The sequence below is a fragment of the Roseateles oligotrophus genome (assembly GCF_025717515.1).
GTDB lineage: Bacteria > Pseudomonadota > Gammaproteobacteria > Burkholderiales > Burkholderiaceae_C > Paucibacter_A > Paucibacter_A oligotrophus.
The window spans coordinates 120,393-140,466 of the sequence record NZ_JAJIRN010000009.1; the positions used below are offsets into that span (position 1 = coordinate 120,393).

Here is a 20,074-nt window from a genome sequence, read left to right on the forward strand (position 1 = left end):
CCCTAACTTTGCAGCGCCAGTTTTGGCCCGCGCGCTGCGGTCGTTTCCACCAGCATCAAGGCCAGCCGGCGCAGGCCCATCCAGGCGTCTTGCGGCCAGTCGGGGTGGCGCAAGCCCTTGACGAGGCCATCGCAGACCTGGGCCGCGGCGACCAAGCGGGTCAAATCTGCCGCCTGCAGGCCCGGCACGATGCGCTCGAACAGGCGCTCTTTGGGCCCCCACACGCGTGACTCGCGCATCGCCATTGGCAGCGGCTTGCCGGCATCGACCGCATCGCGCACGCGCTTGAGCGCGCGAATGTCTTCTGAGAGGCTCCAGTGCACCAGCACGGCGGCCTCGCCCTCGGCTTCCAGGCCTTCCAACATGCGCAGCACGCGCGCGACCTGGCCGCCCAAGACCGCCTCGCTGAGTTTGAAGACGTCGTAGCGCGCCACGTTCAAAACGGCCGATTCGATCTGCTCGAAACTCAGCTCGCCCTTGGGGTGCAAGAGCGCGAGCTTTTGCAGCTCCTGATGTGCGGCGAGCAGATTGCCCTCGACCCGGTCGGCAAAAAAGGCCAGCGTGCGCTGACCCATCTCGCCGTCGGCAACGCGTTGGCCCTGCGCCACCAGGCGCTGGGCGATCCACTGTGGCAGCGCGCGCCGCTCGACCGGGTCGACCCGCACCGAGGCACCGGCGCCGTCCAGCGCGGTGAACCAGGCGCTGCCGGTCTGCGTCTTGTCCAGCTTGGGCAGGCTGACCAGCGTCACCACATCCTCGGGCAGGCGTGCGCAGTAACGCTGCAGCGCCTCGGAGCCTTCCTTGCCGGGCTTGCCTGACGGAATGCGGATCTCGATCAACTGGCGCTCGGCAAACAGGCTCTGCGACTGCGCCGCACCGAGCACCTGCGCCCAGTCGAAATGGGCGCCGGCGACGGTGAAAACCTTGCGCTCGCCATAGCCTTGCGCGCGCGCCGCCGCGCGGATTGCATCGGCCGCTTCTTGAATCAAGAGCGGCTCATCGCCATAGACGGTGTAGATGGGCCGCAGGCCTTTGGCGAGCTGGGGGGCGAGGGCGTCGGCGCGCAGTTGCATGATGTGGCGGGGCTCAGGAAGGCACGCGCACGGCGGCCAGGCGGCGCATCACCTGCGCGACCGCGTCGGACTGCATGGCGCGGTAAAGCTGCGCTTCTTCTTGCTCCTTGCCCAGCGCATCGGTTTCGCGAAAGTTCATTTCGCGCACCATGCGCAGCTCGGTGCGGGGTAGCAGCAACTCCTCATTCGGCGTGCGCAGCATGAAGTCGAAGTTCAGCCTGAGCTGCCATTCACGCACCTGGCCGGCGGTGGTCGACACAACCGCCGAGCGCTCGCGCACATCCTTGAGCACCACCAGTACCAGCTGCGCCTTGTTGGCGTCTTCCATCAGCAGGACCGAGGTGCGCGAGAGCTGGCGGCGCAGCTCGGCCGCCATCGCCGAATCGGGCTTGATGCCGCTGATCGCCAGGCTGTGAAACAGCAGCTCGGGCTCGCGCCGCAACTCGAAGCCGCAGCCAGCGAGGCCTGCGCTCAGGGCAGTCAAAAGATGTCGACGCTGCATGAGCCGCTTCAGACGACCAGATTGACCAAACGGCCCGGCACGACGATGACCTTCTTGGCCGGCTTGCCTTCGGAGAACTTGATGAAGTCCTCGCTCGCCAGGGCCGCTGCCTCGATCGTCGCCTTGTCGGCGCCGGCCGCCACGCGGATCGCGCCGCGCAGCTTGCCGTTGACCTGCAGCATCAGCTCGATCTCGTCTTGCACCAGCGCGGCTTCATCGACTTGCGGCCAGGCGGTGTCGAGCAGATCGCCCAAAGCGTCGCTAAAGCCGAGGTCTTGCCACAAGGTGTGCGCGATATGCGGGCAGGCCGGGTAGAGCAGGCGCAAGAGCACCGAGAAGCCCTCGCGCACGGCCGCGTCCTGGCCTTGCGACTTGAATGCTTCCAAGGCATTGAGCAGCTTCATCGCGCCCGACACCACGGTGTTGTACTGCATGCGCTCGTAGTCATAGCTGACCTGCTTGAGCACCAGATGCACCTCGCGGCGCAGCGCCTTGCCCTCGCCATTCAAGGCGGCAAAGTCGCGGCCACCGGTCTTGATGGCGGCCTCTTGCTTGACGCCAAAGGCCCAGACCCGCTTGAGGAAGCGATGCGCGCCCTCGACGCCGGCATCGTTCCATTCCAGCGTTTGCTCCGGCGGGGCGGCGAACATCACGAATAGGCGGGCGGTGTCGGCGCCGTATTGGTCGATCAAGGCCTGCGGGTCGACGCCGTTGTTCTTGGACTTGGACATCGTCGTCAGCTCGTACTCCAGCGGCAGACCATCGGCCTTGAGCTTGCCGCCGATGATCTGGCCATGCGCGTTGAGTTCGACCTCGACCTCATCTTCCCAGTAATAGTTCTTGCCCGCGTCGGCCGGCTTGCGCGAGAAGGCGCCCTTCAGCACCATGCCTTGCGTCAGCAGCTTGGTGAACGGTTCGTCGATCTTGACCAGGCCCAGATCGCGCATCACCTTGGTCCAGAAGCGCGCATACAGCAGGTGCAGGATCGCATGCTCGATGCCACCGATGTACTGGTCCATGCCGGGGCTGCCATTGCCGGCGCCGCCCATCCAGTAGTCGGTGCCGGCGCCGACCATCGCGTCTTTGTTCTGCGCGTCGCAATAACGCATGAAATACCAGGACGAATCGACAAAAGTGTCCATCGTGTCGGTTTCGCGCTGCGCCGGTTTGCCGCAATTGGGGCAGGCGACGTTCAGGAAGCCAGTGTGCTTTTTGAGCGGGTTGCCGCTGCCGTCGGGGATGCATTCCTCGGGCAAGACGACCGGCAGATCCTTCTCGGGCACCGGCACCGCGCCACAGTCGGCGCAATGGATGATCGGGATCGGTGTGCCCCAGTAGCGCTGGCGGCTGATGCCCCAGTCGCGCAGGCGCCAGGTGGTTTTCAGCTCGCCCAGGCCCTTGGCGCCGACCAGCTCGGCGACCTTGGCTACGGCCACCTTGTGCGTCAGGCCGTCCAGCTCGCCGGAGTTGATGCAGACGGCGCGCTGCTTGTCGCCGTACCAATCGGCCCACTTGGCCAGGTCATAACTCTCACCTTCAACGCCAACGACTTGCTTGATGGGCAGGCCGTACTTCTGTGCGAATTCGAAGTCACGTTCGTCATGCGCGGGCACGCCCATCACGGCGCCGTCGCCATAGCCGATCAACACATAGTTGCCGATCCAGACCTCGACCTGAGCGCCGGTCAGCGGGTGCGTGACGAACAAGCCGGTAGGCTTGCCCTTTTTCTCTTGCGTGGCAAGTTCGGCTTCGGTCGTGCCACCACTCTTGCACTCAGCGATGAAGTCGCGAAGGTCGGCATTGCCGGCGGCCGCATGCGTGGCCAGCGGATGCTCAGGAGCCACGGCGCAGAAGGTCACGCCCATGATGGTGTCGGCGCGCGTCGTGAACACATACATGCGGCCGTCCTGGATCAGCGCGCCGTCGGCGCCCTTGATCTGGTGCGGGAAGGCGAAACGCACGCCCTCGCTCTTGCCGATCCAGTTTTCCTGCATCAGGCGCACGCGCTCGGGCCAGCCGCTCAGATAGCTTTTGTGCGTCGGGTCGGCCACGGCGCCGAGCAACTCTTCGGCATAGTTGACGATGTTCAGGTAATAGCCCGGGATCTCGCGCTTTTCGACCGTCGCGCCGGAGCGCCAGCCCTTGCCATCAATCACCTGCTCATTGGCCAAGACGGTCTGATCGATCGGATCCCAGTTGACGACCTGCGTGCGGCGCTCGGCGATGCCGGCGGCCAGCATCTTCAGGAACAGCCATTGGTTCCATTTGTAGTATTCGGGCGAGCAGGTGGCGATTTCGCGCGACCAGTCGATGGCCAGACCCATCGCCTGCATCTGCGACTTCATGTAGGCGATGTTGTCGTAGGTCCATTTGGCCGGCGGCACCGCGTTCTTGATCGCGGCGTTTTCGGCCGGCAGGCCGAAGGCGTCCCAGCCCATCGGCATCAGCACGTTGTAGCCCTTCATGCGGAGTTGGCGCGCCAGCATGTCGTTGATCGTGTAGTTGCGCACATGGCCCATATGCAGCTTGCCGCTAGGGTAGGGCAGCATCGAGCAGGCATAAAACTTGGGCTTGCTTTGGTCCTCGGTCACGCGGTAAGCGTCACGGGAATTCCAATATTGCCGCGCGGCGGCTTCGATCTCATTAGGTGCGTACTTTTCGTTCATACGCAAATTGTAGGGGCAGGCTTGGCGCCTCCCGCCTGAGCCTACGGCTGCGGCGCTTCGGTGACGAAGGCGATGCGGCTCAAACCGGCGGCTTGCACCCAGCCGATCAACTCTGCCACCTGGCCGTAAGGCACCAGTTTGTCGGCGCGCAGCTGCACTTCAAGCTCGGCGTTAGCCCGGCCCAGCTCGCCGATGCGCTGCTGGAAGGTCTGCGTGGACAGTTTTTCTTCGCCCAGATAGAGACCGCCATCCGGCGCCAAGGAAACGGCGATGAATTTGGGCGCGTCGGACTGCGTGGCGGCCTCGCTCTTGGGCAAATCCAGCCGCAGCGACGAGCTCATCAACGGTGCGGCGATCATGAAGATCACCAGCAACACCAGCATCACGTCGATCAGCGGCGTCATATTGATCTCGCCCATCGGTTTAGGGCGCTCGTTGCGCTCAAGCCTGCCGAATGCCATTGCCGCTACTCCGCGAGCCGGTCCTGATCCAACATCTCGCGCAAGTCATGGGCGAAGCCTTCCAGCTCGGCCTCGCAGTCGCCGACCTGTTTGCCGAAGATGTTGTAGGCCAGGACGGCCGGAATCGCTACCGCCAAACCGGCCGCCGTCATGATCAAGGCCTCACCGACCGGGCCGGAAATCTTCTCGATCGTGATATTGCCGCCGGCCGAGATGCTGACCAAGGCGTGATAGATGCCCCAGACGGTGCCGAACAGGCCCACAAAGGGCGAGACGCTGCCGATAGAGGCCAGCAGCACTTGGCCGAACTGCAAGCGCCCTAGCACCCGGTGCAAGGCGTCGCGCAGGCGGCGGGTCAGGCGCGACTCGCGTTTGCCGGCGCCTTCGAGCGTGCCGGTTTGAGCGGCGGCGGTGGCGGCGTCGAGCAGCGGCAGCAGCACCGCTTCGGAGTCAAAGGCCTCCAAGGCGGCACGGCCGGCGCCAATGTCGGCGGCGGCCCAGAAGGCCGGCACTGCCCTCGTCACGCTGTTGCGGGTGCGGCGCAGCGTCCAGCTCTTCCAGAAGATCACCACCCAGGCGCTGACCGACATCGTCAGCAGCAGCAAGGCCACCGCGCGGCCGACGCCGTCGCTCTGGCTCCAGAACTCCGCGAAACCGCTCATGCGTTCAGCCCCAAAACGTCGTTCATATCGTAGAGGCCGGCCGGGTGGCTGGCCAGGAAGCGCGCGGCGCGTAGGCTGCCCTGCGCATAGGTGACGCGGCTGCTGGACTTGTGGCTGATCTCGATGCGCTCGCCGGTGCCGGCAAACAGCACCGTGTGGTCGCCGACGATATCGCCGCCGCGCACGGTGGCGAAGCCAATCGTGGACGGATCACGTTCGCCGGTGACACCTTCGCGGCCATAGACGGCGCAAGCCTTCAGGTCGCGACCCAGCGCTTTGGCGACCACCTCGCCCATTTGCAGCGCGGTGCCGCTCGGCGCATCGACCTTGTGGCGGTGATGGGCCTCGATGATTTCGATGTCGTAGCCTTCGTTGAGCGAGCGGGCCGCCAGATTGAGCAGGCGCAGCACGACGTTGACGCCGACACTCATATTCGGGGCCATCATGATGCCGATGTGGCCGGCATGCGCGCCGATCAGGGCCTTTTGCTGCGCATCGAATCCGGTCGTACCGATGACGGCGTTGACGCCCAATTCGCGGCAAACGGTCAAATGCGCCAGCGTGCCTTCAGGGCGGGTGAAGTCGATCAGTACATCGGCACCGCTGAGGGCCTGGTGCAGGTCGGCAGTCACCAAGACGCCGCTATTTTTGCCCAAAAAGGCGCTGGCGTCTTGACCCAGGGTAGGGCTATCCGGGCGGGCCAAGGCGCCGTGCAACTGGCAATCAGCACTGCCAACGACCGCTTCAATCAGCATCCGGCCCATTCGACCGGAACATCCTGAAATGGCGACGCGCAAACTCATTTTGGGCCCTCCAGCGGAGGGAAGCTGCGCAGCGCGCCGATGGTTTCAGCCGCAGGAGCTGGCGGCTTGGCCGGCACGGGCAGCGCTTTGCGCTCCTCTTCGGTCAAGGCCAGTTTGGGCGCGTCGCCGCGCAACTCGCGGCTATTGATGGCGGTCACGAACTCGTTTTCGGAGGGCAAGTCCGGCGGCAGGTCGAGCTGCTTCAACAGGTCGCCTTCAAACCAAGCCACCACGAGACGCTTTTGCGGCTCGATGCCTTGGCGCCGGATCGTGAACACATAGTCCCAGCGATCTTCATGGAAGATGTCGGTCAGCAAGGGCGTGCCCAGCATGTCGCGCACCTGTGCGCGGCTCATGCCTGGTTTGACCTTGGTCACTTGCTCCTTGGTCAGCACATTGCCCTGCACGATATCCATGCGGTAGGGGCGCACCAGGCCGAAAACCTTGTCTCCAGCTACCGACGGTATGCCATTGCAAGCGCCTAACAGGGAGGTCAAGGCTGCGGTCAGCGCAAGCAGACCCAGGCGAATTGGCGAAGCATTTCTAAAATTCGAGCGCATGGCGTGATTCTGTAGGGGCTTGGGCTGTAGTAAAAAGCCGGAGCTGGCTATGATCGCCTCATTCTAGCGGCAGGCCCACAGGGGGCGACGCCCACCCTATCAAGCCATGAACCGGACCGAAGAAATCAAGAACAGCGGCCTCAAAGCAACGCTGCCGCGCATCAAGATTTTGGAGATATTCCAAAAGACTGCTCAGCGCCACATGACGGCCGAAGATGTGTACAAGGCCTTGTTGGTCGAAGATGCCGACATTGGTCTGGCCACCGTCTACCGTGTGTTGACTCAGTTTGAGCAGGCCGGCCTGCTTTCGCGCAACCATTTTGAGTCGGGCAAATCGGTGTTTGAGCTCAATCAGGGCAATCACCACGACCATTTGGTCTGCCTGACTTGCGGCCGAGTCGAGGAGTTTTTTGATGCGGAGATCGAGGAGCGCCAGCATGCGATTGCGCGCTCCCGTGGTTTCGATTTGCAAGAGCATTCATTGGCGCTCTACGCGGCATGCATCAAGACGGATTGCCCGCATCGCAATAGTTAGGCCGGGCAGTTCTCGCTCAATCCAGCTCGCGCTGGCCTTTTCGCGGATTGCCGCGAAAGGTTTAACTCTCTGGCCCTTTTGCGGAGTACCGCGAAAAGGTCAACTCTCGTCGAGTTGACCTTTTTCAATCGCGCGCTGGTGGCGCTCGACAAATTCTCGGTAGGTGTCGATGCCGCGTAGTTGCAGCACGGTATTACGCACCGCCGCCTCGACCAGCACCGCCAGATTTCGCCCGGCATCCACCGCGATGATGACCTTGCGCACCGGCGTGTTCATGACATCTTCGTAGAGCGGCTCGTAGGGCAGGCGCTCAAAGTCGCGCTCCATCGTTTCTTTGCGCACCAGATGGACGATCAGCTTCAGGCGCATCTTCCGTCGCACCGCGGTTTCGCCAAAGATCGCCTTGATGTCGAGCAGGCCGATGCCGCGCACCTCGAGCAGGTTCAAAAGCAGTTCCGGGCAGCGGCCCTCGATGGCGGTTTGTGAGATGCGAAACAGATCGACCGCGTCGTCGGCGACCAGTCCGTGACCACGCGAGATCAGCTCCAGCCCCAACTCGCTCTTGCCCAGGCCGGACTCGCCGGTCAACAGCACGCCCAGACCCAGGATATCCATGAAGACACCGTGGCGGGTGGTGCGATTGGCGAACAGATGGGCCAAGTAGGCGCGCACCACATCGATCACATGGCCCGCAGGCTCGGCGGTGACGAACATCGGAATCTCGGCCCGGTCGCACATCGCCACCAAACGGTCGGGCGGAATCTGGTCATCGGCCACGATGATGACGGGGGGCTCCAGCGTGACGATGCGGGAGATGCGCCTATCCAGCACTTCTCCCGTGGCTTCGCTCAAATAGGCAACCTCTCGGCGACCCACGAGTTGGACGCGGTAGGGGTGGATGTAGTTGAGGTAACCGACCAGATCGGCGGCAGAGTGAGCGTCGCGTACTGCCGCCTCATCAAAGCGGCGTTCGGGGTGCGCGTGGCCGGCGATCCATTCCCACCTCAGCGCCTCCCGATGTTCTTCAAAGAGGCGGTCGGCGCTGATGGAGGTGGGTTTCACTGAGTTTTGGTCTTGGGCTTGGTTTGATCAGGCTACCGACTTGAGCGGCTGCCAGCCTGCAATCAGGCCATGCAGTGCGACGGCGTCGGTTTCGGATTTGAGCCGTTCGCGCAGGTCACGATCGGAGAGCATTTCGGCGATTTCAGACAGTATCTCCAAATGCCGCTGGGTTGCCGCCTCGGGTACGAGCAAAAAAATCAGTAAATTGACCGGCTCGTCATCCGGCGCGTCGAAACCTATGGCCTGCTGTATGCGCAGCACCGCGGCGAGAGGATTCTTCAGGCCCTTGATGCGGCCATGCGGAATGGCAACCCCATGTCCAAGGCCCGTAGACCCCAGTCGTTCGCGCGCAAACAGATTGTCGGCCACCAAGGCACGCGAGATCGCGTGATGGTTCTCGAACAATAGGCCGGCCTGCTCGAAAACACGTTTCTTGCTGGAGGCGTCCACATTCACCAGCACATTGCTGGACGGGAGGATGGCGGCGAGACGGTTCATGGTGTCAAAGCGCTGAATCGGGCTAATGCCTTGGGCAGGACGCTTATTCAATATTTAAGCGGTGAATTATAGAAAGCTGGCCGACTTGTGGGGGTGTCCTGCGCAAGGCTGGGTGAACAATCGCACATATCGCTGTTGCACAGCAACATTTTTTTGTAAATAGCGAAAGTTCATAGGGTATAGCGCTTTCGCACAGCAAAAAGGCGATCCGTGGATCGCCTTGCTGAGGAGCCAAGCGTGTTGCTCGGCTATTTCCATTTACTCAAGAATCGGCGCCGGGCGCTGATGTTGCCATGCGCTTGGCAGATACGTGATGATGATCTTGCAGACGATCCTTATGGCGGCAGACCTGCCGGTCCAACTTGTCCATCAATTGATCAATGGCGGCATAGAGATCTTCGGCGGAATGCTCAACGAAGATGTCGCGGCCCTTTACATGCACGGTGACCTCGGCCTTTTGCCGACGTTCCTTTTCCTTTTGCTTCTCCACGGTGAGCAAGACGTTGATGTCAACGACTTGGTCAAAATGGCGGGTCACTCGGTCAAGCTTTGTGAGTACATACTCACGCAGAGACGGCGTTACTTCCAAATGGTGGCCACTGATTGTCAGGTTCATAAAGCCTCCTTTCACAAGGGAAATCGAGAAGACAGAGAGAAGAAAAAATACAAAGAACGAGTTGATTTTTTGCTGGGTCGCGTATTCGGCTTGAGTAGTGAGTCGGCAAATCCAGTTTGCACCGGATAGGCTTTCGTGACAAGTGCTTTACGGGATTTGGAGTGGGCATAGTCCGTTCTACTTCATTTGTGCTCGGTCTGCGGCTGGTGCCGAGTCCGTTTTGGAGCGGCTAAATGATTGGTTTCGGCCGAAGTTGGCTTGGGCTCGGTGATAATTGTGGCCCTACAGCCTCGGAGCCAATTCTTGGATAGCGATCACCCTAGGTGACCGTCCACACCATCGCCTATCGGCCTTGATTGACTCAATCAGCCGATTGTCCGGAGTGAGACGGTTACACCCCACCCCCACTCCCGGACGGCGAGCCCGTCCAGACTCAATGCGGCGCAATGGCGCTGGAGATCTGCATGCTGAATGTTTTCACGCTCGACAACGGACGCCTGAAGGGCGGGCTTTTCCAAGAAGAAATTGAGTCCGCCGAGGATTTGGCCCAGTCGCGTCCGGTTTGGGTGGACTTGGAGCTGCCCAGTGCCGAGGAAAAGGGCTGGATCAAGGACCGCTTCGGTCTGACCATTCCCGAGGACATCGTCGACGAAGACCTGGAAGAGTCGGCGCGCTTTTACGAAGAAGACAACGGCGAACTGCACATCCGCTCCGACTTCTTGATCGATGACGACGCCAACACCCGCAATGTGCGCGTCGCTTTCATCCTCTACAACAATGTGCTGTTTTCGATTCATAACGAAGACTTGCCGGTGTTTCGCCTCCTGCGCCTGCGCGCAAGGCGTATCCCGGCACTGATCGAAGATGCCAAGGATGTGTTGCTGAAGTTGTACGACGCCGATGCCGAATATTCGGCCGACATCCTGGAGGGCATCTACGACAAGCTCGAAACCGTCAGCGCCCGCGTGTTGAAGAAGGATGTCAATGACGCCGAGGCCGGCGAGGTGCTGTCGGCAATCGCACGCGAGGAAGACATGAACGGGCGCATCCGTCGTAACGTGATGGATACACGGCGCGCTTTGAGCTTCATGATGCGCAGCCGCATGCTCAATGCCGAGCAGTTCGAGGAGTCGCGGCAGATTCTGCGCGACATCGATTCGCTCGACTCGCACACCGCCTTCTTGTTCGACAAGATCAACTTCTTGATGGACGCGACGGTCGGTTTCATCAATATCAACCAGAACAAGATCATCAAGATCTTCTCGGTGGCCAGCGTCGCGTTGCTGCCGCCGACGCTGATCGCCAGCATCTATGGCATGAATTTCAAGTACATGCCCGAGTTGGACTACAGCTGGGGCTACCCCTTTGCGCTGGGCTTGATGGCCGCCTCGGTGGCCGCGCCGTTTATCTACTTCCGCCGCAAGGGCTGGTTGCGCTGATCGACCGTCAGCCGCCGTTTGATCAGGCGCAGCAGCCCGCCCAACAAGGGCAGTTTTTCGTAAAACTCCTCGGCCGCGTCCCAATAATCGCGGTGATAGGCAATGCGCCCATCGGCGGCAAAGCGCAGATGGCTGCTGCCGTGGATGCGCCGCTGTTGGGTCTGCCCTTTGAGTCGAAAGTTGAAATCCCAGGTCAAAAAGCACTGATCGTTTTGTACCAGGCCGTCCAGCACCACAAAGCGCGGCGCATCCAGTGACTCGAACATATGGGCGAAGATCCGCTGCGCACCGACCAACTCATGGACCTCATTGAAGGGGTCCTTGAAAAAGGCTTGCTCGGTGTAAAGCTTGCCCATCCATTGCACATCTTCGGCCCTCAGTTGCTCGAAGAAATGGATCGCCGCAGCGGCGCGCGGGTCGGCGTGAGTGCTCATGTTTGAGTGAGTTTCCGGATCAAGGCGAAGTAGCTGCCATGGCCGAGCAGGCGCAGCGCCTTCAGCCAGAACGTGAATCGTTTGGGGAAGTGAATCTCGAATTTGCCTTGGCGCCAGCCCTTGATGATGGCTTGGGCCGCCGCGTCCGGGCTGATCAGCGCCGGCATCTTGAAGTCATTTTGCGCGGTCAGCGGCGTTTCGACAAAGCCGGGGTGGATCACCGAGACGCCGATGCCCTTGCCGGATAGGTCGAGGTAGAGCGCCTCGGCCAAATGGCTCAAGGCCGCTTTCGACGGGCCGTAAGCGAGTGACTTGGGCAGGCCGCGAAAGCCCGCCACGCTGGACACCAGGCTGAGATGGCCGGCGCAACCTTGATGCGCTTGCAAAAGCAGTTGCGGCAGCAGCGCGTCGAGCAGGTTCAAGGCGCCGACATAGTTGACCTCGATATGCCGCTTTGCCTCGGCGAGCGAGAAATTTTGGGCCTGCATCGCCTGGTAGTAGCCGGCGCAATAGATCGTTAGGTCGATGCGGCCATGGCTGCCGACAATGGACTGGGTGGCCTGCTTCAAGGCCGGCGCGTCCAATACATCGAGCGGCAGGGCCAAGCTGCCGGGATGTTCGGCGACAAAGGTCTGCAACAGCTCCACTTGGCGGGCCGAAACGAGCACGCGCGCGCCTGCCAGATGCAGGCTATGGGCCAAGGCCTGGCCGATGCCGCTGGACGCGCCAATCAGCCAGACGATGCGACCCTGCCAATGGGTGATTTTGGGATTCAAGGACATGCGGGCTCAGAGCTTTTGAAAAGACAGCGTGACATTGCCAAGCTCGATGCCGAATTTGCTCATGCGCGCCTTGTTGAGCATCACCTTGTCGTCGATCAGGTACATCCAATCGTCAAAATCGACCTCGTAGACCTTGCCGTCGACCGGCAGTTTGAGCGTGTAGCTCCAGCGCAGCGCGTTGCCGGCGGCCTCGCCCTGGGCCGCGCCCAGTACATCCGCCGCCGTGCCGCTGTAGCGTCCATTGCCGAGGTCTTTGATGGTCCAGACGCGGCGCTCTTTGCTGCCGTCGCTGTAATCGAAGTCTTCCTCCAGCACGCCGGTGTCGCCTTGCCATTTGCCGTTCAGCTGGACGGTGAAGCGGCGCTTCACCTGGCCGCTGCGGTCGGTAAAGATGCCGTGCGCCAGCAGCGGGCCGTCGAAGTATTGGCGAAGTTCCAGCTTGGGGCGCTCTTGCGCATAGTCGGCCGGGCTCGGCGCGGCACAGCCGGCCAGCAAGAGCGCCAATGCGCCCACTTTGAGCGCCAAGCGGAGCTTGAAAAATAGCAGATTCATGGTGACTCCTCGGCCCCTTCGGGGCGAATCCAGAACAGATAAAGCAGGCCGGCGGCCAATAGTTTCAGCACACAGGGCAGCAGGCAGTAGGCGAGCGTGAGGGCCCGCAAGGCGTCGGCGTCACGGCGGCCGGGCGCATAGGCCAGCATTTGCAGCAGCGGCAGGCTGAGGCCGGCGGCCAAGGCCAGGTTGAGCTTGTTGGCCGCATTCCACCAGCCAAAAAACGCACCTTCGGACCGGCCGCCCAGGCCCGCGTCTTGCACCACGCGGGCCAGCATGGCGCCGGGTATGGCCAGGTCGGCGCCGACCGCGACGCCGCTGACCAAGCAGATCAGCGCGAACGCGAGGCTGTCGCCGGCACCCAGCGCCGCGGCCCAGGCAAAGGCCGCCAGCGCCAAGAGCATGCCGATGCCCCAGCTGCGCGCCTGCCCGATGCGCGCCACCCCTCGCAGCCACAGCGGCAAGGAGAGGGCTGCCGCAACAAAGTAAAGGCCCAGGAAAGCCCCCTCCCATTGCGGCGCTTGCAGGCGGTCACGGACAAAAAACAAGAGCAGGCTGGCGGGGATCGCCGCCGCGATGCCATTCAACAAAAATACCGCCAGCAGGCGCCTAAACGCACGCGAGCGCCAGACCTGCGCGCTTGCGCTGCCGCCGGCCTTGCCTGCTTCTGCCGGCGAGGCCGGCGCGCGCGGTGCCCGGCTCAGCAGCAAGAGGCCTATGCACAAGGCCAAGCCGAGCGCGGCGGCGGTGGCCGCGAGGCCAATCAAGGTCGGCAAGAGGCTGGCGCAGATCACGCCGGCCAGCGCCCAGCCCTCGCGCCACGCCACCACCCTGGTTTGTTCCAGCGCGGCACCGCCCAGGCGCGCGCCCCAGGCTTGGTGCATCACACTGAGCAGGCTGTAGCCGAAATAGGTCAGCAGCAAGAAGCCTGCGCACCAGGCCAGCAAGGCGCCTGGTTCACGCCAGGGCGGGAAGAACAAGCCGATAAAGCCCAGCAGCAAAAGCAGCGCTGCGGCGGCCATCAGCGGCAGCACGCGGGCGCTGTGGTGGTTCAGGCAGCTATCGCACAAGCGGCCAATCCAGGGGTCGATCAAGGCGTCGGCCAGGCGCGCAGCGAGCAGCAGCGCCCCCAGCAGCGCCAGGGGCATGCCGAACTCTTGCGCGTAATGGGCCGGCAGGCTGATGTAGAGCGGCAGCGCGACGAAGGCCAGCGCAAAGCCCAGCGCGCCATAGCGAGCGCCGGCCGCGCGGCTCAGCCGCAAACCGCTGCCGGCTTCAGCGGCCTCCACCGGCTCCCCCCAACAACTGGCTGCGCAGGCCGGGCTCGGAGCTTTGCGGCGCCAGCCAGATGCCCAGGAAGAGCCGGCCGAAGAGCGGGTCGGTGATGCGCTTTTGCAAGCGGCCGTTGACGAAGAAGACGATGGCCTCGCCGGGTTCATTCAATCCGCTGATGCGATCGCCGGCCTTGACGTCGGGAAAGGCGGCCTCCATTTCGCTCAGCCAGCGCTGCGCCTGCTCGGCACCGATGTCGGTTTGGCGGCGCATCTCGGCCAGCGAGCGTTTGGCAATTTCGCGGCCACTCAGACTTCGCGCATATTCCAGCTCCAGGGCCAGCACTTGCTGATGCCAGTTTTGCGCATCCACCTGGCTCTGTGCCCAGAGCCTGATGTCATAAATAAGCAGACCGAAGAAGCGCATCTGCGCCTGCGCCAGTTGGCGCAAGTTGAGCAATTCGGGGGGCTGAGTCTGTGCCCGCGCCCACCCGGGCGTTCCGACTAGCGCAGCCAGGGTGGTGGCCGCGCCAAGATGGCAAACGCTGCGCCTGCGCATGGCCTAGTCTCTGAGCAAGGTGAACTGCATCACATCGGTATTGCCGGCCGCAAAAGCCGCTTCGCAATAGGCGAGGTAGAACTCCCACAGGCGCAAGAAGCGGGTGTCAAAACCCTGCTCGCGCACAGCACCCTCGTGGCGCAGAAAGGCATCGCGCCAGAGTTGCAGCGTGCGCGCGTAGTCTTGCCCGAAGGCCAGCTCGTTGACGACACGCAGCCCCGCTTTGGCCGCATGGGCGCGGAACTTGCTCGGGCTGGGCAGCATGCCACCGGGGAAGATGTATTGCTGGATGAAGTCACTGCTGCGGCTGTAGCGCTCGAACAAATCATCGCGGATGGTGATGGTCTGTATGCAGGCGCGGCCACCCGGTTTCAGTTTGGCGTGGACGGTCTTGAAGTAGCCGTCCCAATATTCCTGGCCGACCGCCTCGAACATCTCGATCGAGATCAAGGCGTCAAAGGCCGGGTCCTGGATGTCGCGGTAATCCTGCAGGCGCAGATCCGCCTGCTCGCTCAGGCCGGCCGCAGCCAAGCGATTGAGCGCCCAGGCCAGTTGTTCGCTGGACAAGGTGACGCCGGTCAGCGCGGCGCCAAAGTCGCGCGCGGCGGTCTCGGCGACGGCGCCCCAGCCGCAGCCAATTTCCAGCACGCGGCCACCGGGCTTCACGCCGCATTCACGCAGCGCGCGCTGCATCTTGGCCGTCTGCGCTTCGCTCAGCGATTGCTGCGCACCGGCCTCGAACCAGGCGCTGGAGTAGTTCATGCTCGGGTCCAGCCAGAGCTTGTAGAAGTCATTGCCGATGTCGTAATGCGCGTGAATATTCTTGCGGCTGCCGGCGCGGCTATTGCGCCTGAACAGATGGCGCAGCCGGTGCAGCGCGGCCCCCCACCAGGAGCCGAAGATCGCTTGGTCCAGGCTGTCGCGATTGCGGATGAAAAGCTCCAGCAGCGCGCGCAGATCGGGCGTGCTCCAGTGCCCGGCCACATAGCTTTCGGCAAAGCCGATGTCACCCGAACGCAGGCTTGCCGAGCAGACCGCCCAGTCGCGGATGCGGAAGGCGGCGCGCGGCCCGTCGGCATCGCCGAAATGGGCGGTCGCGCCATCGGGCATTTGCACATTCAGGCTGCCATGGCGGAGGTGAGCGAGCAGCGCAAACACGTTGCGTGCGGCTCGGGGTGCGTCGTCGGGCAAGGCGAGGCGGTGTTTGAAGGTGGTGGAGTTCATGCTGGACCTGCGCTATCAGCGGGACAAAAGAGACTCGGGAGGGCTGGGTTTGCCAAAAAATGGCACGCGTTTGAGCCATAGGCGCATGGCCTGCCAATGGATGCGAGCCAGCACCATCAGGCTCAAGGCCGGCATGGCAAAAAATGCGGCGCGGGCGCTTGCCTCGGTCAGCGGCTGCAACTGGCCGCTGATGCTGGTCTGCAGCAGCAGTTCGCCAAACTCGTCCTCATGGTCGACGCGGGCGACGGTGCGCCATTGCCCGGCCGGCCCGCTGCTGTGCATGAAGCGAAAGCGGTAGCGGCCGGCGACGCGACAAAACGGCGATACATGGAAGACCTTGCTGGCCAGCAGCTCCCGTCCGAGCGCCAAATCGGGGCCTTGCAGCAAGTAGCAATGGCGCTCGCCGAAGGTGTTGTTGACCTCGACAACGATGGCCGCCAGGCCGCCATCGGCGCGCTGGCAATACCAAAAACTGACCGGCTTGAAGGCATGGCCGAGTACGCGTGGGTAGCAATGCAGCCAGACCTCGCCGTCGGCATCAGGCACGCCTTCGCGGGCTAGCAAGTCATCCAGCCAAGCCAGGCAATCGGGGCCGCCTTCACCATGGTCGGCATCCGAGAAGCTCAAGCAGCGCAGGCCTGAAAAGCGGCCGTTGCGATGCAGGGCCGGGCAGGGTGTGCGCCGCAAGGCTCGCAGCGGCAGCATCAGGAAATAGCTGCGGTAGGCAAAGGCATGCTGGGCCGGGCGCAGGCGGCGATGGCGCACCTGGCCGCGGCCGATCAGCGCTTGTTCGGGCCAAGATGCGGTGCCGGTGGCGATTGCGTTCATGCCGGCCTCTTGTGACCGGGCGTTTCTTGTGCCCAGCGTTCGAGCAATTGCTTGGCGACCGTCAGCCCGGACAGCAGGCCGTCCTCATGGAAGCCATAACGCGTCCAGGCGCCGCAGTACCAGACATGACCCTCGCCCTGAATCAAGGGCAGGCGCGCTTGCGCCGCCACCGCCGCGCGGTCAAACACCGGATGGGCGTAGTCGAATTCGGCCAGGACTTTGTTCGCCGCCGGCTCTCGCACCGGGTTCAAGGAAACCAAGACCGCCTGCTGCCAGGGCAAGGGTTGCAGTCGATTCAGCCAGTAATGCAGGCAAACGGCGCGCTGCTCACCGCCCGACTGCTTGTCCCCATGTTCGTAGTTCCATGCGGCCCAGGCGCGTTGGCGGCGCGGCATCAGCTCGCTGTCGGTATGCAGCACCGCTCGGTTGCGATGGTAGGGAATGGCCCCCAGGATTTGCCGCTCCTCTTTGCTGGGCTCGGCCAGCAGGCCCAGCGACTGATCGCTGTGGCCAGCCATCACCACTTCATCGAAGGTTTCTACGCCGCGGGCAGTTTGTATCTCCACGCCGGCCCCGGCCAAACGGCGCACGCTCTGCACCGGGCAACTCAGCCGCGCGTCGGAGATCCGGCTCAACAGCTTGTCGACATAACGCTTGGCGCCCCCGCGCACCGTGTACCACTGCGGCCGATTGGTGACCTGCAGCAAACCATGGTTATGGCAGAAGCGGATCAGCGTCGAGATCGGGAACTCCAGCATCTGCCGGGTCGGGCAGGACCAGATGCAAGCGACCATCGGTAGCAGATACCAATCCCGGAAGGCCGGCTTGAAGCCATGTTGTCTGAGGAAGTCGCCGATCGGTTGGGCCAAGGCCGCCTCTTGCCCACGCGTGGCCAGATCGGTGCAGAGGCGGTTGAATTTTTGCAGGTCGGCCAGCATGCCCCAGAAGGCGGGGCGAAACAGGTTGGCGCGCTGCGCGAACACGCCGTTCAAATTGCTGCCACTCCATTCCAGCTGCTGATCGGCCACTTGCACCGAAAAAGACATCTCGCTCGGCGCAACCGTGACATCCAGCTGTTTGAACAGCTCGATCAGCAGCGGGTAGGTGCGCTCGTTGAAGACCAGAAAGCCGGTGTCCACGCCGTGACGCTGGCCTTCCAGTTCGATGTCCACGGTATGCGTGTGGCCGCCGAAGTAGTCATTCGCCTCGAACAAGCTGACTTGGGCCTGATTGCTGAGCGCCCAGGCCGTTGACAGGCCGGCAATGCCCGAGCCGATGACGGCGACGCGGCGCGGCGATTTTTGCGGGCCGGCGGGCGCTTGCGCTATTTCACTTAAAAAGGGCAGCAAGCCGGCGGCATGGCCGGCGCCGCTGGCGAGCGTTTCGCGCAATGATGCGGAAAATGAAAAGGGGCTTGCGCTAACGGCGCAAGCCCCTGGAATAAAAGTAGTCGCAAAGTGCCTCGAAGCCAACGAGGGAGGGAGGGAGGAGGAGGAAAACGGCTTCGAGATTGCTGCTCCGTTGAGGGAGTGACTTTGCGACTGTAAGTGTGGCAATGCTATCGAATTTTCGAAAGAATTGCGAAGATTTTCTTGCGTTTGCAATTGTTTACAAAGGCCGTTGAATTGATTTGTTAATGGCAAATTTTTGCGTTCGAATTCGGCATTAGCGGCACAAAGCATGGTTTCCTTGCTGAGCCCGAAGGATGGCAGAACGTTTTGCGCGGTCATGACGAACTCGGCTTGTAATCAGGGCTTGGCCAGCAGTCGTTCTACCTCGGTGGTGACGCTGCTGCTCAGGGGATCTGTGGTCGACCAGAAGCTGATGACTTGCTGCCCGTCGCGCGAAATCAGGTATTTGTGAAAATTCCATTTCGGCGCGCTGCCGCTGCGTTTGATCAGGTCGGCAAAGAGCGGATTGGTGTCGGGCTTGCCCGCCTTGACCACCGATTTTGCAAACATCGGGAACTTCACATTGAAGGTGTTTTCGCAGAATTCGGCGATCTCTTTATTGCTGCCGGGTTCTTGGCTGCCGAAATCATTGGACGGGAAGCCCAAGACCACCAAGCCACGATCGGCATAGCGCTCGGCCAGGGCTTCAAGCGCCTTGTACTGAGAAGTGAAACCGCAAAAGCTGGCCGTGTTGACCACCAGCACGACCTTGCCGGCGTATTGGCACAAGGCTTGTGGTTTTTCATCCTGCAAACGCGGCATCTCGCGCTGCAGCAGCGCGGGGCAAGCCGCAGGTGAGGTGGGTGCAGCGTGGCTGGCCACCGCCGAACAGGCCATCAGGGCGGGCAGAAAGACCTTGCAGAGCTTGGCGATTGCATGGGTGTTGTTCATTATTTGTCCTGGTCAAATCAAGAGCTTGCGCTTATATTATGTGAAAATTTCAATTTTGTCTCTGTTTGTCTAGGACAAGGCAAATATTTCAAGGGCTTTCCATGTTTGATGTGACGGGATCTGCCGCCGTTCTTGGGTTCAAGTTCACGAGCGCAAATGAGCAGTCTGCCGAAAGCCTGCGATGAGCGAGGCCACCCCCTCAGCGGACAAAGACGCGGGCTCGATAGGCATCGCCGCAGTTGAGCGCGACACCGGCTTGAGCAAGGACACGCTGCGCGTGTGGGAGCGCCGTTATGGCTTCCCTCTGCCGCAGCGAGACGGCAGCGGTGATCGGGTCTATTCAAATGAGCAAGTGCAGCGCTTGCGGCTGTTGAGGCGCTTGCTGGACGCCGGCCATAGGCCCGGGCGCGTCGTGCCGGCCAGCCTGGAAGCGCTGGAGCTGCTATTGCAAGAACGGCCTCATGTGCTCGCCCCGCGCCGCCAAGACAGCGCATCGGCAGCCGTTTCGGCGGGCGCCTCGCAAGTTGAAGAAATGAAGGTTTGCCTGCGCTTGCTACGCGAACATCAGGTCGACGAATTCCGCCGGCATCTGGCGCAGAGCCTGATGCGTCAAGGCCTGAGTGGTTTTGTGAAATCTGTGGTCGCGCCGCTGACCCGGCTTGTGGGGGAAAGTTGGATGCGCGGCGAGTTGGAGGTGTTTGAGGAGCATATCTATACCGAGACGGTGAAGCAGTTGTTGCGCCAGGCGATGCAGACCGTGTCTGCCCAGCTGACGGGTGGGCGGCCGCGCGTGCTGTTGACTACCTTGCCCGGCGAGCCTCATGGTTTGGGCTTGCTGATGGTAGAGGCCTTGCTGGCGGTCGAAGCCTGTCAATGCCTGTCCTTGGGCGTGCAGACCCCTGTCGATGAGTTGCCACGGGCTGCGGCCGCGCATGGCAGTGACATCGTGGCCCTGAGTTTCAGCGGCTTGATGGCGGCCAGCGTGGTGAGGCGTGGCTTGAGCGATGCGCGGGCGGTCTTGCCGGCGCAGATCGAGCTCTGGGCGGGCGGTAGCGCCACGCTGATGAAGCGCCCGTTGACGATGAGCGGCGCTCGCGTCATCACCGATCTGGCTGAGCTGCCACGGGCGGTAGCGCAATGGCGAGCGGCGCGGCTGAAGGCTGGATGAAGAAAAAAAGAGCCCGCATTGCGCGGGCTCTCTGGGC

At 62.4% G+C, this 20,074-nt stretch carries 22 protein-coding genes; 3 read left to right on the forward strand and 19 right to left on the reverse strand.

From position 1 onward, the window contains the following. Nucleotides 1-2: 2 nt before the first annotated feature. Genes holA through LNV07_RS19830 form a run of 7 tightly spaced genes read right to left on the reverse strand, consistent with a single transcriptional unit; the run spans nucleotide 3 to nucleotide 6,727 of the window. The gene (holA, locus tag LNV07_RS19800) at nucleotides 3-1,073 is read right to left on the reverse strand and encodes a DNA polymerase III subunit delta (protein WP_263572905.1); all 1,071 of its coding nucleotides are present in this window, start codon (nucleotides 1,071-1,073) and stop codon (nucleotides 3-5) included. A 13-nt stretch (nucleotides 1,074-1,086) separates the two neighbouring features. Further along, a complete protein-coding gene (locus tag LNV07_RS19805) occupies nucleotides 1,087-1,575 on the reverse strand; it encodes an LPS-assembly lipoprotein LptE (protein WP_263572906.1) in 489 nt (162 codons plus the stop codon). An 8-nt stretch (nucleotides 1,576-1,583) separates the two neighbouring features. Then, entirely contained in the window at nucleotides 1,584-4,241 is a 2,658-nt protein-coding gene (gene leuS, locus LNV07_RS19810) for a leucine--tRNA ligase (protein ID WP_263572907.1), read from the reverse strand. Nucleotides 4,242-4,282: 41 nt separating this feature from the next. Next, nucleotides 4,283-4,702, reverse strand: a complete 420-nt coding sequence (locus LNV07_RS19815; RefSeq protein WP_263572908.1) for an ExbD/TolR family protein — start codon at nucleotides 4,700-4,702, stop codon at nucleotides 4,283-4,285. A 5-nt stretch (nucleotides 4,703-4,707) separates the two neighbouring features. Then, the gene (locus tag LNV07_RS19820; RefSeq protein ID WP_263572909.1) at nucleotides 4,708-5,364 is read right to left on the reverse strand and encodes a MotA/TolQ/ExbB proton channel family protein; all 657 of its coding nucleotides are present in this window, start codon (nucleotides 5,362-5,364) and stop codon (nucleotides 4,708-4,710) included. Next, nucleotides 5,361-6,167, reverse strand: a complete 807-nt coding sequence (dapB, locus tag LNV07_RS19825) for a 4-hydroxy-tetrahydrodipicolinate reductase (RefSeq protein WP_263572910.1) — start codon at nucleotides 6,165-6,167, stop codon at nucleotides 5,361-5,363. Before dapB ends, LNV07_RS19820 begins: the two co-directional genes overlap by 4 nt. Next, complete coding sequence (locus tag LNV07_RS19830) at nucleotides 6,164-6,727, reverse strand: outer membrane protein assembly factor BamE (protein ID WP_263572911.1); 564 nt, start codon at nucleotides 6,725-6,727, stop codon at nucleotides 6,164-6,166. The genes dapB and LNV07_RS19830 overlap by 4 nt, the downstream gene beginning before the upstream one ends. 106 nt (nucleotides 6,728-6,833) lie before the next feature. Between LNV07_RS19830 and fur the strand changes: the two genes are divergently transcribed. Next, nucleotides 6,834-7,262: a ferric iron uptake transcriptional regulator gene (fur, locus tag LNV07_RS19835; RefSeq protein ID WP_263572912.1), complete on the forward strand. Its 429-nt coding sequence runs from the start codon at nucleotides 6,834-6,836 to the stop codon at nucleotides 7,260-7,262. 99 nt (nucleotides 7,263-7,361) lie between these two features. On the opposite strand, the gene hprK is transcribed toward fur, so the two are convergent. The 3 genes from hprK to hpf all read right to left on the reverse strand — a co-directional run bounded on the left by hprK (nucleotide 7,362) and on the right by hpf (nucleotide 9,438). Further along, nucleotides 7,362-8,324, reverse strand: a complete 963-nt coding sequence (gene hprK / locus LNV07_RS19840; RefSeq protein ID WP_263572913.1) for an HPr(Ser) kinase/phosphatase — start codon at nucleotides 8,322-8,324, stop codon at nucleotides 7,362-7,364. A 27-nt stretch (nucleotides 8,325-8,351) separates the two neighbouring features. Beyond that, the gene (locus tag LNV07_RS19845) at nucleotides 8,352-8,822 is read right to left on the reverse strand and encodes a PTS sugar transporter subunit IIA (RefSeq protein WP_263572914.1); all 471 of its coding nucleotides are present in this window, start codon (nucleotides 8,820-8,822) and stop codon (nucleotides 8,352-8,354) included. A gap of 262 nt (nucleotides 8,823-9,084) precedes the next feature. After that, nucleotides 9,085-9,438 (reverse strand): ribosome hibernation-promoting factor, HPF/YfiA family, encoded by a 354-nt coding sequence (gene hpf, locus LNV07_RS19850; RefSeq protein WP_263572915.1) that lies wholly within the window; start codon nucleotides 9,436-9,438, stop codon nucleotides 9,085-9,087. A 464-nt stretch (nucleotides 9,439-9,902) separates the two neighbouring features. Between hpf and corA the strand changes: the two genes are divergently transcribed. Continuing rightward, nucleotides 9,903-10,877: a magnesium/cobalt transporter CorA gene (gene corA / locus LNV07_RS19855; RefSeq protein ID WP_263572916.1), complete on the forward strand. Its 975-nt coding sequence runs from the start codon at nucleotides 9,903-9,905 to the stop codon at nucleotides 10,875-10,877. Here the strand turns inward: corA and LNV07_RS19860 are convergent. From LNV07_RS19860 to LNV07_RS19900, 9 genes are all read right to left on the reverse strand, one after another. Further along, on the reverse strand, nucleotides 10,847-11,311 hold the full coding sequence (locus LNV07_RS19860; protein ID WP_263572917.1) for a nuclear transport factor 2 family protein: 465 nt from the start codon (nucleotides 11,309-11,311) through the stop codon (nucleotides 10,847-10,849). The two genes, corA and LNV07_RS19860, sit on opposite strands and share 31 nt — an antisense overlap. Further along, on the reverse strand, nucleotides 11,308-12,093 hold the full coding sequence (locus tag LNV07_RS19865) for an SDR family NAD(P)-dependent oxidoreductase (protein ID WP_263572918.1): 786 nt from the start codon (nucleotides 12,091-12,093) through the stop codon (nucleotides 11,308-11,310). The genes LNV07_RS19860 and LNV07_RS19865 overlap by 4 nt, the downstream gene beginning before the upstream one ends. Nucleotides 12,094-12,099: 6 nt before the next feature. Further along, complete coding sequence (locus LNV07_RS19870) at nucleotides 12,100-12,645, reverse strand: DUF3833 domain-containing protein (RefSeq protein ID WP_263572919.1); 546 nt, start codon at nucleotides 12,643-12,645, stop codon at nucleotides 12,100-12,102. Continuing rightward, a complete protein-coding gene (locus tag LNV07_RS19875) occupies nucleotides 12,642-13,934 on the reverse strand; it encodes an MFS transporter (RefSeq protein WP_263572920.1) in 1,293 nt (430 codons plus the stop codon). The genes LNV07_RS19870 and LNV07_RS19875 overlap by 4 nt, the downstream gene beginning before the upstream one ends. Further along, nucleotides 13,921-14,475, reverse strand: coding sequence for a chalcone isomerase family protein (locus LNV07_RS19880; protein WP_263572921.1), 555 nt, complete (start codon nucleotides 14,473-14,475; stop codon nucleotides 13,921-13,923). The genes LNV07_RS19875 and LNV07_RS19880 overlap by 14 nt, the downstream gene beginning before the upstream one ends. A 3-nt stretch (nucleotides 14,476-14,478) precedes the next feature. Continuing rightward, nucleotides 14,479-15,699 carry an SAM-dependent methyltransferase gene (locus tag LNV07_RS19885; RefSeq protein ID WP_263572922.1) on the reverse strand — a complete coding sequence of 407 codons (1,221 nt, stop codon included), beginning with the start codon at nucleotides 15,697-15,699 and terminating at the stop codon, nucleotides 14,479-14,481. A gap of 15 nt (nucleotides 15,700-15,714) precedes the next feature. Beyond that, nucleotides 15,715-16,527 (reverse strand): DUF1365 domain-containing protein, encoded by an 813-nt coding sequence (locus tag LNV07_RS19890; protein ID WP_263572923.1) that lies wholly within the window; start codon nucleotides 16,525-16,527, stop codon nucleotides 15,715-15,717. Then, nucleotides 16,524-17,855 carry an NAD(P)/FAD-dependent oxidoreductase gene (locus LNV07_RS19895; protein WP_263573123.1) on the reverse strand — a complete coding sequence of 444 codons (1,332 nt, stop codon included), beginning with the start codon at nucleotides 17,853-17,855 and terminating at the stop codon, nucleotides 16,524-16,526. Before LNV07_RS19895 ends, LNV07_RS19890 begins: the two co-directional genes overlap by 4 nt. A 420-nt stretch (nucleotides 17,856-18,275) precedes the next feature. Continuing rightward, nucleotides 18,276-18,869, reverse strand: a complete 594-nt coding sequence (locus LNV07_RS19900) for a glutathione peroxidase (RefSeq protein ID WP_263572924.1) — start codon at nucleotides 18,867-18,869, stop codon at nucleotides 18,276-18,278. 181 nt (nucleotides 18,870-19,050) lie between these two features. Here LNV07_RS19900 and LNV07_RS19905 point away from each other — a divergent pair, with 181 nt between their 5' ends. Beyond that, a complete protein-coding gene (locus LNV07_RS19905) occupies nucleotides 19,051-20,037 on the forward strand; it encodes a MerR family transcriptional regulator (protein WP_263572925.1) in 987 nt (328 codons plus the stop codon). Nucleotides 20,038-20,074 lie beyond the last annotated feature (37 nt).